General features: G+C 38.2%; 9 protein-coding genes and 3 pseudogenes. All 12 read left to right on the top strand.

All coding sequences use genetic code 11. The features are described 5' to 3' along the window. Positions 1 to 17: 17 nt before the first annotated feature. Complete coding sequence (gene gcvPA / locus V7150_RS01905) at positions 18 to 1457, top strand: aminomethyl-transferring glycine dehydrogenase subunit GcvPA (RefSeq protein WP_335513082.1); 1440 nt, start codon at positions 18 to 20, stop codon at positions 1455 to 1457. Continuing rightward, positions 1444 to 3021: an aminomethyl-transferring glycine dehydrogenase subunit GcvPB gene (gene gcvPB / locus V7150_RS01900; protein ID WP_335513080.1), complete on the top strand. Its 1578-nt coding sequence runs from the start codon at positions 1444 to 1446 to the stop codon at positions 3019 to 3021. Before gcvPA ends, gcvPB begins: the two co-directional genes overlap by 14 nt. 13 nt (positions 3022 to 3034) lie before the next feature. After that, positions 3035 to 3301: pseudogene (locus V7150_RS01895) on the top strand (aminomethyl-transferring glycine dehydrogenase subunit GcvPB); the annotation flags it as partial. A gap of 110 nt (positions 3302 to 3411) precedes the next feature. After that, positions 3412 to 4164, top strand: coding sequence for an SDR family NAD(P)-dependent oxidoreductase (locus tag V7150_RS01890; protein WP_335513078.1), 753 nt, complete (start codon positions 3412 to 3414; stop codon positions 4162 to 4164). 225 nt (positions 4165 to 4389) lie between these two features. After that, positions 4390 to 6039, top strand: coding sequence for a M20/M25/M40 family metallo-hydrolase (locus tag V7150_RS01885; protein ID WP_335513219.1), 1650 nt, complete (start codon positions 4390 to 4392; stop codon positions 6037 to 6039). A 124-nt stretch (positions 6040 to 6163) separates the two neighbouring features. After that, positions 6164 to 7336 carry an aminotransferase A gene (locus tag V7150_RS01880; RefSeq protein ID WP_335513076.1) on the top strand — a complete coding sequence of 391 codons (1173 nt, stop codon included), beginning with the start codon at positions 6164 to 6166 and terminating at the stop codon, positions 7334 to 7336. A 1-nt stretch (position 7337) separates the two neighbouring features. Beyond that, complete coding sequence (locus tag V7150_RS01875; protein WP_335513074.1) at positions 7338 to 8294, top strand: 2-keto-3-deoxygluconate permease; 957 nt, start codon at positions 7338 to 7340, stop codon at positions 8292 to 8294. Between the two features lie 46 nt (positions 8295 to 8340). Then, entirely contained in the window at positions 8341 to 9141 is an 801-nt protein-coding gene (locus V7150_RS01870; protein WP_335513072.1) for an ABC transporter substrate-binding protein, read from the top strand. A gap of 69 nt (positions 9142 to 9210) precedes the next feature. Next, entirely contained in the window at positions 9211 to 9906 is a 696-nt protein-coding gene (locus tag V7150_RS01865) for an amino acid ABC transporter permease (RefSeq protein ID WP_420490242.1), read from the top strand. Beyond that, positions 9872 to 10594, top strand: coding sequence for an amino acid ABC transporter ATP-binding protein (locus V7150_RS01860; RefSeq protein ID WP_335513068.1), 723 nt, complete (start codon positions 9872 to 9874; stop codon positions 10592 to 10594). The genes V7150_RS01865 and V7150_RS01860 overlap by 35 nt, the downstream gene beginning before the upstream one ends. A 168-nt stretch (positions 10595 to 10762) precedes the next feature. After that, positions 10763 to 10948 (top strand): annotated as a pseudogene (locus V7150_RS01855) (amino acid permease); the annotation flags it as partial. Between the two features lie 154 nt (positions 10949 to 11102). Continuing rightward, positions 11103 to 11960, top strand: a pseudogene (locus V7150_RS01850) (carbon-nitrogen hydrolase family protein); the annotation flags it as partial. Positions 11961 to 12299 lie beyond the last annotated feature (339 nt).

Genomic DNA, 12299 nt, shown 5'->3' with positions numbered 1-12299 from the left:
TTTGGAGGAGAAAAGTGATGAATAAACAAAAGAAAACTGCGCATCCATATATTCCGAATACAGTTCCGGAAGTTCAGGAGGAAATGTTAAGGGAGATTGGTGCAAAAACGATTGATGAGTTATTCGATGGTATACCGGAAGAATTGCATTATAAGAAGGATATGAATATTCCAAAGGCATTATCAGAATATGAGCTTAGAAGATATATAGAAGGAATTTTAAACAAAAACATTAATACGGAAGAATATTTAAACTTTTTAGGGGCTGGTTGTTGGAACCATTATGTTCCGGCTGTATGCGATGAAGTGAATCAGCGGGCAGAATTTTTAACGGCTTATGCTGGAGACCCGTATGAAGATCATGGAAGATATCAGGCATTATTTGAGTATCAAAGTTTGATGGCAGAATTAGTAGATATGGATGTTGTCAATGTACCGACATTTGATTGGGCACAGGCTGCAGCAACCTCAATACGGATGGCAAGTCGGATTACGGGACGAAAAGAGGTACTTTTACCGAAAACAATTGCACCTGATCGTTTGAAAATAATCAAAAATTATTGCTCGCCGCAGATTGAATGCATTCTCGTTGACTTTGAAGAGGATTCAGGCCAAATAAATTTGAACGATCTTGAAGACAAGTTGTCATTAAATACAGCTGCCGTCTATTTTGAAAACCCTTCCTATTTGGGTTTTATTGAAACAAAAGGTCAAAAGATTAGTAAACTAGCAAAAAGTTTTGAAGCGATTACGATCGTCGGTGTTGATCCGAGTTCCTTAGGTGTCCTTGAGCCTCCTAGCCATTACGGGGCTGATATTGTATGTGGAGACTTACAGCCGCTTGGAATGCATATGAATTATGGCGGAGGTCAGTCCGGCTTTATCGCCACACACGATGATGTAACCTTTATTCAAGAATATCCTTCTCGGCTTTTTGGGATTGCCCCTACAGTGGTTGAGGGAGAGTATGGGTTTGGAGATGTATTCTATGATCGAACATCTTTTGCATTAAGAGAAAAAGGGAAAGAATCGGTAGGAACCCAAACCGCATTATGGGGGATTACTGCAGGGGTATATCTTTCCTTGCTAGGTCCAAATGGCATGTATGAACTTGGTAAGTCAATCATGCAAAAATCACAATACGTAATGGGACAGTTAGGAAACATTCCGAACGTTGTGGCATCCCGATTTGAATCCACGAATTTTAAAGAGTTCGTAGTGGACTTTTCCCATACAGGGAAATCTGTCAAGGAAATTAATCAATATCTATTAGACCATGGCATTTTTGGCGGCAAAGACTTATCGGAAGAGTTCCCAGAATTAGGGCAGTGTTCATTATTTTGTATAACAGAAATTCATTCAAAAGAAGATATCGATCGTTTAGTAGGTACCATTCAAGAATGTGTGGATTCAATTGGAAATAATGAGGAAAGGAATGGTGTACATGCAAAAAATTAATCGGGATCATAAAGTCAGAAATTATCACCAGGCAAAATGGGATGAGCCTATTATTTTTGAACTCCATAAAAGCGGCGAACGAGGAGTCACTCTCCCGCCTGTAGAAGAAGAAATTACAAACAATGTAGGGGATGGAGTTTCGGCCATTCCAATGGAAATGGTTAGAAAAAAGACACCAAATTTACCTGAAATCTCTCAAAATAGAGTGTTGCGCCATTATTTACGACTATCGCAAGAAACATTAGGAGCCGCCTTTAACGTAGAAATTGGGCAAGGGACATGTACGATGAAATACTCTCCTAAAATTAATGAAATGTTTGCCTCATCACCGAAAATGTCTGAGCTGCATCCATTGCAAGATGAAAGTACTGTTCAAGGAATGCTTGAAGTTATGTACAAATTAGATTTATGCATGCGAGAAATTTCAGGTATGGACTACTTTACCTTTCAACCAGGAAGCGGGACACAATCACTATTTACGATGGCGTCTATTGTACGGGCTTATCATGAAGCAAATGGTGAGGGGGAGCAGCGGAATGAAATCATCACGACGATTTTTTCTCATCCATCACAAGCGGCAACTGCTGCCGTAAAGGGATATAAAATTATTACTTTATATCCAGATCAAGATGGTTTCCCAGATATTGAGAAGCTAAAAGCCGCTGTTTCCGAAAGAACTGCCGGCTTTGTCGTGGCGAATCCTGAAGATACAGGAATCTATAACCCAAGAATAAAAGAGTTTACAAAAATCGTCCATGATGCTGGGGGGATTTGCTATTATGACCAAGCGAATGCGAACGGTTTATTAGGCATCACAAGAGCTAAAGAGGCAGGCTTTGACATGTGCTTCTTTAACCTTCATAAGACATTTTCAACGCCCCATGCAAGTGGCGGACCGGCAACTGGAGCATTGGGTGTCGTGGACAAATTAAAGGAATTTATGCCAGGGCCGTTAGTTGAAAAACAAGGTGAGAACTATCGTTTGAATGATAACTTGAAACATAGCATTGGGAAAGTCCGGTCGTTTCAAGGGGTTCCCCAAACCGTGCTTCGTGCCTATGCCTGGATTAGAGCCCTTGGTGCCGAAGGTCTTAAGGATGTAGCGAAAATTGCTGTGTTAAATAACAATTATTTATACCATAAAATACTAAATATTCAAGGCGCTGATGCACCATACATCAAAGGAAAAAGACTTGAGCAAGTTCGTTATAGCTGGGAGCAGTTAACGAAGGATACAGGTGTAACAACAGATGATATTTCCCGCCGTATGGCTGATTTCGCCCATCATTATTGGTCAAGTCATCATCCATTTGTTGTACCTGAGCCTTTTACGTTGGAACCGACTGAATCACTTTCAAAAGCTGATTTAGATGAGTACATCGCGTCATTAACACATATCTCACACGAAGCTTACACAAATCCAGAGAAGGTGAAAAATGCTCCACATAATAGCACGATTCATCGTGTGGATGACCAAGATTATTTCGAAAATCCGGAAAAGTGGTGCATTACATGGCGGTCATATTTGAAAAAAGCAAATAAGACAGAAAAAATAAATTCTTAATTTGGATCAGGTTTGGACGAGTCATCACCCATACATTGTGCCGCAACCATTTACACTTAAGCCGACTGAATCCTATTCAAAGGCGGATTTAGATGAATATATTGCCGCACTTGAACAAATTTCGAAGGAAGCCTATGAGAATCCTGAGATTGTTCACAATACCCCTTATAACAGCACAATTCATAAATTGGATAAGCAAGATTTCCTTGATAATCCCAAAGAATGGTGTATTACTTGGAGATCTTATCAAAAGAAATCAATGTTACCAGAATTAATTTAAAAGTTTTGGTAGGCAATCAAGCTCGGGTTTGATTGCCTCCTTATCCTATTTCATTTTCAGAAGAAAAAGTGAGGTTTTTATCCAAATTAATTTAATAAGGAGGTAATAAATTGGGTAGCGAAAAATATTCAGACAGTCTGCGTAATAAACGAGTTGTTATAACAGGAGGAGCAAGCGGGATAGGATTAGCTACTGCCATTCGATTTGCAAAAGAAGGATCTACAGTCACCATATTAGATAATAATGTAGATCAACTTCATAGTACCCTTAAGGAATATCCACTTATTGCACATGGAGTGATTGTGGATGTGAGTAACCCAAATGAAGTTAAACATGCTTTTGAAGAGATTGATTCTCTGACTAATGGAGTAGATATTTTAATTGCTAACGCTGGGGTAAGTGTAAGAGCTAATTTTATTGACATCACTCCGGAGCAATGGAGAAAAGTACTTGGGATTAATCTTGATGGAATTTTTTATACTTCTCAAGAGGCTGCGAAACGCATGTTATCCCAAGGAGAGGGAGTCATTCTAATGACGGCTTCAACTAATGGATTGGTAGGACACCCTTATTATGCTGATTACAATGCTTCTAAGGCCGGGGTTAATCTGTTGGCTCGGACAATGGCACTTGAGCTTGCTCCAATGATTCGAGTAAATACCATTTGTCCCGGATATGTACTTACACCTATGCAAAAAGCTGAGTATACACCAGAAATGCTGAAAAAAGTAGATGAAAAAATACCATTAAAACGGCATGCACTTCCTGAAGAGGTAGCAAATTTGTATGCATTTTTAGCATCTAAAGAGGCTGCATATATCACTGGTCAGCATTTTCCCATTGATGGGGGAGAACTAGCATAATAGTTTGATAGTTCTTCAAAAATGAAAGGGCTTTCTTGTTTCTGGTTTTAATTCTATTTTTATTAAAAATTGGGGTTGGATCCTCATGTAAAATAGTCCACCTTGTCGATGAATCAATCTTCGATGATCCAAAATATACTAAATCACTTAGGTTTTGTATTTAATGGTGTAGAGGAAAATAAAAAAATGAGAAATATAGAAAAGGAGTGCTGGACAATGATTTCGATGCTTTCATGTCGTGAAGAAGTATTAAAGTTTACAAATGAATTAGTAGCAGTAGAAAGTATAGTCAACACTACAGGGGAAATTACGATTTCAAATTTTTTATATAATAAAATAGCTTCTTTCCCTTATTTTCAAAATAACCCCTCCTATCTTATGCTGTCCCGAACAGTAAATGATGAAATTGAACGCTATAACGTTTTGGCTTTTGTAAAAGGAACGAAAAAGAATAACAATAAAACGGTCATCCTAATGGGACATACGGATACAGTTGGTACGGATGACTACAATCATTTACAAGATAAGGCTTGTTACCCAGAGGAACTAATGAAAGCATTACACGATGAACCACTGCCGGAGTTGGTAAGAAAGCAATTGGAATCCGGTGAGTGGCATTTTGGTCGTGGGTCTGTTGACATGAAAAGTGGTGTAGCAAGTCATCTTTATTTACTAAAATACTACTCTGAACATCCAGAAGAACTCGCTGGGAACCTTATATTACTTGCTGAGTGCGACGAGGAAGATAGCTCGCACGGTGTTTTATCAGGATTACGAGATTTGAAGAATTTGCGTGAAGAACATCATTTTGATTATGTTGCGCTTATTAACTCTGATTTCGTCGCTCCTCGTTATGAAGGAGATGAAAATCGGTATATTTACAAAGGTACAATCGGAAAACTTCTCCCTTCTTTTTTCATCACTGGATCAGAAACACATGCGGGTTCTTCCTTTGAAGGGCTTGATCCGAACTATATTGCTGCCGAACTGACAAGGCAAATTAGTTATAATCCTGATTTAGTTGATGATTCATTAGGAGAATTTCCGGCACCGCCCGTATCGTTAAAGCAAACCGATTTAAAACCGACTTACACGATACAAACGGCTCTTTCTGCATATGTCTATTACAATTTCTTTATTCAGTCATGGTCTCCGAAAGAAGTCTTAGTAAAGCTAAAGGAACAGGCGGAAACCGCATTTGACAGGGCACTTCAAACGCTAAGTGACAACTATCAAAAGTTTTGTGAACGAAGTGGTGAGACGTATAATGAATTGCCATGGAAAAAAAGAGTAATTATATACGAAGACATGAAACTATTACTAGAAAAAGAACATGGCGATCGATTTATTCAACATATGAAAGCCTTTAAGGAAAAACTTTTGCTAGATAAAAGTTTGGACACTCGTATGTTTGCCGCACGTGTTGTTGAAGAAGAATGGAACTGGATGGCAGATAAAAGCCCAGCCATTATTATTTTCTATTCTTCGCTTTATTCTCCGCGAGTTGAGGTTACGGGGAAAAATGAAAAAGAAAAGCATCTTCTAGATGCATTGCAGCAAGCGGTTGAGCATGTTCAGCCGAACTATTCTCATCCAATCGTAACAAGAAACTTTTTTCCTTACGTCTGTGATATGAGCTGTGTCGCACTAAGTGATGATGAGGAAGGGATACAAGCAGTTTGTAATAACAATCCTGGCTGGGGTACGAAACATTTTGTCAATTATCAGGATATACGGGATATTAATGTACCTGCTATTAATATTGGACCATACGGATATGATGCACATAAAAAATATGAACGAATGGAGCTTAAGTTCTCGACAGAAATTGTTCCAAAATTAACAAACGAAGTCATTATCCGTTTATTGAAATAAGAAAACAAAAATCCTAGGATAACATGAGGGTGGTTGGAATACATTACAACCACTCAAAAAATACAATTAAATTAAATAGACTGAATCTTCAATTAATTTATACCTAAAAAAGGAGAGATGACCGATGCGTCACTTATTAAATAAAAGAGTAAGGGAAATGCAATTTTCTGGTATCAGGAAAATTGCTAATCTGGTGGCACAGTATCCAGATGTTATCAATCTTACAATCGGTCAACCAGATTTTCTAACTCCTGAGCATATAAAAGCAACAGGGAAAATGGCAATTGATGAAAATAAAACTACGTATACACATAATGCAGGATTAATAGAGCTCCGAGAAGCTGCCTGTGATTATATTTTACAAAAATACAAGTTACTTTATCAGCCGATCGATGAAGTCATTATCACTGTCGGTGCAAGCCAAGCAATTGACATCACGTTCAGAACCATTCTTGAAGAAGGGAATGAAGTGATTCTTCCTGCACCTATTTATCCTGGCTATGCTCCGATTATAGAATTGTGTGGAGCAACTCCAGTATTTATAGATACATCAAAAAATGGCTTCAAGTTAAATGCCGAATTGGTTCGTGATCAGTTGACCGATAAAACACGGTGTATTGTTCTCCCATATCCTTGTAACCCAGTAGGAAGTATTTTAGATCAAAAGGAATTAGAAGAAATTGCTGAGTTACTTAAGGAAAAAGAAATCTTTGTTATTTCTGATGAAATTTACAGCGAATTAACCTATGAAAAACCACATACATCCATTGCCTCAATTCCTGAAATGAGGGACAAAACAATTGTTATAAATGGCCTGTCCAAATCTCATTCGATGACAGGTTGGAGAATCGGCTTTGTTTTTGCACCATCTTACATTATAGAAGAAATGCTAAAAGTTCATCTTTATAACGCCACTTGTGCAAGCTCGATTAGCCAATACGCAGCTATCGAGGCACTAACCCGAGGGAGAGATGACACGAAAATGATGAAAGATGAATACCGGAAAAGAAGAGATTACGTATTGAAACGATTGCTTTCCATTGGAATGGAAGTTGAAAAGCCGGAAGGGGCATTTTATATTTTTCCATCAATAAAACATACGAATAGAAAATCAGAAGAATTCACAATAGAATTGCTTGAAAAAGCGGGAGTAGCTGTAGTGCCAGGAGATGTTTTTTCAGAAGCTGGTGAAGGATATATAAGGATTTCTTACGCAAATGATATGGACATGTTGGTAGAAGGGCTGAATCGAATAGAACAGTTTGTTGATTCAATAAACCGTAAAGGGGAGAAGTAGTATGCAAATTAAAAAGACAATCGAAAAGGTACCAGGTGGTATGATGCTCGTACCTCTTTTATTAGGAGTAACCCTTCACACTTTTATACCTTCATTGGGAGACTTTTTTGGTTCTTACACAGGGGCACTTTTTAATGGTGTATTGCCAATGTTAGCTATCTTTTTTGTCTGTGTGGGAACAACGATTGATGTAAAGGCAACTCCAAAAATATTGAAAAGAGGAGGAGCTCTTCTATTTGGAAAAGTTGGAGCCTCGGTTGTTGTCGCGTGGATTGCTTTTAAAATTATTGGAGAAGGATCTGTTCTTGGAGGATTGTCGGTTTTAGCAATTGTAGCAGCAATGAATGATACTAATGGAGGATTATTTTTAGCTTTAATGCACCAGTATGGAAAAAAGGAAGAAATTGCTGCCTATCCAATTATGACAATAGAAGGAGGACCGTTCATAACTATGGCAACACTTGGAATCGTCGGGCTTTCCGCTATACCATGGCAAACACTGATAGGGGCAGTTTTACCTCTAGTGATCGGGATGATACTTGGAAATCTAGATAAAGACATACGCGCTTTATTAAGTAAAGCTGTCCCAGCATTAGTTCCATTCTTTGCATTTGCACTGGGATCAGGTCTTAATTTTAAGGATGTAATTGATGCGGGATGGATTGGATTGATTGTTGGTTTATCAGTCATTCTTTTTACAGGAACGATTCTATTTTTTATGGACAAATTTGCTGGAGGAAATGGGATAGCAGGATTAGCCGCGGCGTCAACTGCAGGAAGTGCAGCAAGTGTGCCGACTATCGTAGCTGCAGCCAACCCAGTCTATGCCCCTGTTGCTGCCTCTGCCACGATTATCATTGCAGCAAGCGCCATCATTACTGCTATCTTAGTACCGATTATAACGGCATGGTGGGCAAAACGTGTTAATACACGATTGGATCAGACATTAAGTATGTAAAATGTCATATTTGAATAAATAAAAAAATATAGGGAGTGGAGATCAAATGAAATTTAAATATATACCGAAGCTTATTACATTAGTCAGTTTGCTTCTTCTTTTCGTGTTAAGTGGTTGTGGTTCGAAAACGGGGGGATCTTCAAATCAACCATCTGAAAAGGAGTACCTTACAAATAAAGGTAAACTAACCTATGCAATGAGCGGTTTATTAAAACCGCTAAATTATAAAGACAAAGGAAAATTGGTTGGGTTTGATGTAGAAATTGGAGAGGAAATTTCTAAGCGTATAGGTCTAAAAGCAAACCCTGTAACTAATCCATGGGAAACAATCATTCAAGGGTTAAAAGGGAAAAAATATGATGCTATTATCGGCAGTATGACCGATACGCCAGAAAGATCGAAGCAAGTGGATTTTACAAATCCTTATTATATCTCTGGTGCCCAAATATTTGTATCAAATTCTAATAATACAATTAAAAGCGAAGATGATTTAAAAAATAAACGAATTGGAATAATGCAGGCAAGCACGTACAAGCAAACCGCAGAAAAATACACGAACGATATCAAAAATTATCCAAGTGATGTATATGCTCTGCAGGATCTTGTACCGGGACGTGTAGATGCAGTTATAACAGATAGAATCGTAGGAGTTTCCGCTATTAAACAAGAAGGATTACAAATTAAAACTGTTGGTGATTTGTTACAAAAAGAAAATATCTCAATAGCAGTTAATAAGGATAATCCCATCCTTTTGAAAAAAATTAATAATGCGATAAAAGAGATGGTAGAAGACGGAACCTACGAAAAGATTAGTAAGAAGTGGTTTGGTGAAAACGTGCTGAAATAACAAGAAAATTAAAATAAGGATTTTCTATTTCTCCTTAGGAGGGCTACAATCGTGAATTTTATTGAAAAAATTTATTCGATTTTTCAGATACACGGTAGTGCTTTTTTGCAGGCAACGGTAACGACTGTAGAGCTTACGGTGGTTTCCTTGCTAATTGCAGTTGTAATTGGTTTAGTTTTTGCTTTTTTTAAGGTATCAAACCTAATCATTTTACAAAAAATTGCTGATATCTATATTTTCTTAATTCGCGGAACCCCATTAATTGTCCAAATTATGTTCTTGTATTATGGGATTTCTACTGTGCTAGTACTAAACAGCTTTATGGCGGGGGCAGTTGCTCTTGGAATTCATTCGGGAGCGTACATCGCTGAAATTTTTCGAGGCGCTATTCAATCAATTGATCGCGGTCAAATGGAGGCAGCCCGTTCTCTTGGTATGCCATACTCACTATCAATGAGACGAATTATTCTTCCTCAAGCGTTTCGAAGGGCGATCCCACCACTAGGGAATCAATTTATTATCGGACTAAAGGATTCATCACTTGTTGCCTATATTGCTGCAACCGAGTTGTTTAGTCAAGCTCTTTCTGTACAGGCAGAGAACTATATGCCATTTGAAACTTATTTTGTTGTCGGACTTTATTACTTAGTTCTAGTCCTTATATTCACTGTTATTGTTCACAAAGTAGAAAGTAGACTAAGTGGTAATAAGGTAAAAAGGAGGGGCCATGTTGATCAAAGTAAGAAACTTGTGCAAAACGTTTGATGGTATCCAAGTTTTAAAGAATATTTCCTTAGAAATCAACAAATCTGAAGTGGTTGTATTGATTGGTGCAAGTGGATCAGGGAAGAGTACCTTACTTAGATGTCTTAGCTTTCTGGAATTAAAGGATGGAGGGGAAATTGAAATAAATGGGGAACTAATTGAGCAGAAGAAGACGGATATAAATAAGGTGAGGGAGAAAGTGGGTATGGTTTTTCAGCATTTTAATTTATTTCCTCATATGAATGTACTTGAAAATGTCATTGAGTCACCTATTCATGTAAAAAAGATAAAGAAACATGATGCAACTGAAATGGCAATGAATCTATTAAAAAAAGTCGGTTTAGAAGATAAAGCACATGAATATCCGGATCGGCTTTCAGGTGGACAAAAACAGAGGGTTGCCATTGCTAGAGCTTTAGCGATGGAACCGAATGTCATGCTGTTTGATGAACCTACATCGGCTCTAGATCCAGAGCTTGTCGGAGAAGTGCTTCAAACAATGAAAGAGTTAGCATGTGAAGGAATGACCATGATTGTCGTAACACATGAAATGGGGTTTGCCCGGGAAGTTGCAGATCGTGTGGTCATGCTAGCAGACGGACAGGTTGTCGAGGAAGAAAACCCAAAAGTCTTTTTTACCCAACCGAAACATGAGCGAACTCGTAGGTTTCTGAAGCAAGTTTTGTAAGAGGGTCATTAATAAATTTATTCGAAGTCTGAACAATTGAATAATTTTTTAAAGAGGGAGAAAGCTTCCTTGAGTTGGAAAGGTTTTAATTCGGTAAGATCTGGATAGGAGACACGATCAGAGACATATTTAACTGAACTGTAAATATAGTGAGATGGAGGTCAAGTGATGAGTAAGATAGAGATAAATTCCAATGTTGAAACAGTGGCTGCTACGGGTGGAAAGTTAAGTCGGGGTTTACGCTCTCGTCATATGACGATGATTGCTATTGGAGGTGCAATTGGGACTGGGTTATTTGTTGCAAGTGGGGCAACCTTTACTCAAGCAGGACCAGGAGGAGCGCTTACCGCTTATAAAATTTATCAACCATATCCCTTTCAACGTTTTTTAGAAAGTTCCATGCTACAAAAATTAGTGAGATCTGGGATGAGGTATTAAGTGATAAAAAAGCTTAAACTCTTCAATTGGTTATGAAAGCATCAAATAAAAAGGCTTTGTCAAAATTCAAATCTGTGCCGTCCAGTACATGATGAAAAAAATTGATTCGCTTCAGGATTTTAGCAGGCAGGTCGAATATTATGTCGATGTTGCAGCTGATTTTAGATCAGATTTTGTTGTATTCCCCTTAGATATTTACGACACAGTTAATGTCATTTCTTGAAGAAAAGCGGCCGGACCGGGCTGTCCGCCGGCTGGCAACCTATACGGATTAATACATTGAATTATTTACACAGCTGGCTGTCCGCTTTAATATCAACATTGTTGGCGGATCCCATTTTGTTGAGGAGAATGGAGATGTGTACAATGTCGGTTTTCTCTTTCGCCGAAACGGGACGATTGAGAAACAGTACAAAATCCACTCCACCTAAAATGAGCGCAAGTGGTGGGGGATTACAGATGGAAATGAAATTAACGTGTTTGATACGGATTGTGGAAAGATAGCGATTCAAATTTCATATGATATCGAATTTCCTGAGCTCGCCAGTATTGCAGTTGATAACGGTGCAAACATCATTTTTATCCCATTTTATACAGAGGATCACCAGGGCTACCTCCGGGTCCGTTACTGTGCCCAGGCAAGGGCGAGTGAGAATAACGTTTATACCTGTATTGCCGGGACGGTAGGCAACTTAACACATGTCGAGAACATGGGTATTCAGTACGCCCAATCAGGAATATTTTCACCTTCAGACTTTGAGTTTGCAAGGGATGGAATTGTTGGTGAATGCGACGCTAATATTGATACAGTTGTAATTGGTGATGTTGACTTAGAATTATTAAGGCGTTCCGAAATTCCAGCTCATTGCGGCAATCACGCGACAGACGGCATGATTTATATCGGATTGTTTGGAATAATAAAACATAAACTTTAATTAGAAAATTAATAACTATTATCCCATTGATTTCCATTTTATAAGGTGTTATGATTAAGGTACTTATAGAGAAATGGAGGTTTTCCTAGTGTATTTTTGCAGATTACGATTCCAAAATTTGAACCGTTAATTGAATACGTTCAAATCTCTGCCGGCTGTGCAGAGTAAATGGGATTGGTCTGCCTTTTTTAAGGAAACCTTTATTTTACGGTATGTGAAAAAAGGGGGCGAGTCGGCTCTCTTTTTTGCTGTCTTTAAAAATAAATACTAGAGTTGGTAACTGCCTTTACCTATTCCTTGCATTAAGTCATGGGAAGGAAATTAGGTCTTTT

This window comes from Neobacillus drentensis (assembly GCF_036965245.1).
Lineage (GTDB): Bacteria > Bacillota > Bacilli > Bacillales > Cytobacillaceae > Neobacillus > Neobacillus drentensis_G.
This window is presented reverse-complemented; position numbering and strand designations above follow the sequence as displayed.

What these genes read in the sequence shown, in the direction of transcription:
- V7150_RS01880 (WP_335513076.1), top strand. Translation starts at nt 6,164, where the DNA reads ATGCGTCACTTATTAAATAAAAGAGTAAGGGAAATGCAATTTTCTGGT.
- gcvPB (WP_335513080.1), top strand. Translation starts at nt 1,444, where the DNA reads ATGCAAAAAATTAATCGGGATCATAAAGTCAGAAATTATCACCAGGCA.
- V7150_RS01885 (WP_335513219.1), top strand. Translation starts at nt 4,390, where the DNA reads ATGCTTTCATGTCGTGAAGAAGTATTAAAGTTTACAAATGAATTAGTA.
- gcvPA (WP_335513082.1), top strand. Translation starts at nt 18, where the DNA reads ATGAATAAACAAAAGAAAACTGCGCATCCATATATTCCGAATACAGTT.
- V7150_RS01870 (WP_335513072.1), top strand. Translation starts at nt 8,341, where the DNA reads ATGAAATTTAAATATATACCGAAGCTTATTACATTAGTCAGTTTGCTT.
- V7150_RS01875 (WP_335513074.1), top strand. Translation starts at nt 7,338, where the DNA reads ATGCAAATTAAAAAGACAATCGAAAAGGTACCAGGTGGTATGATGCTC.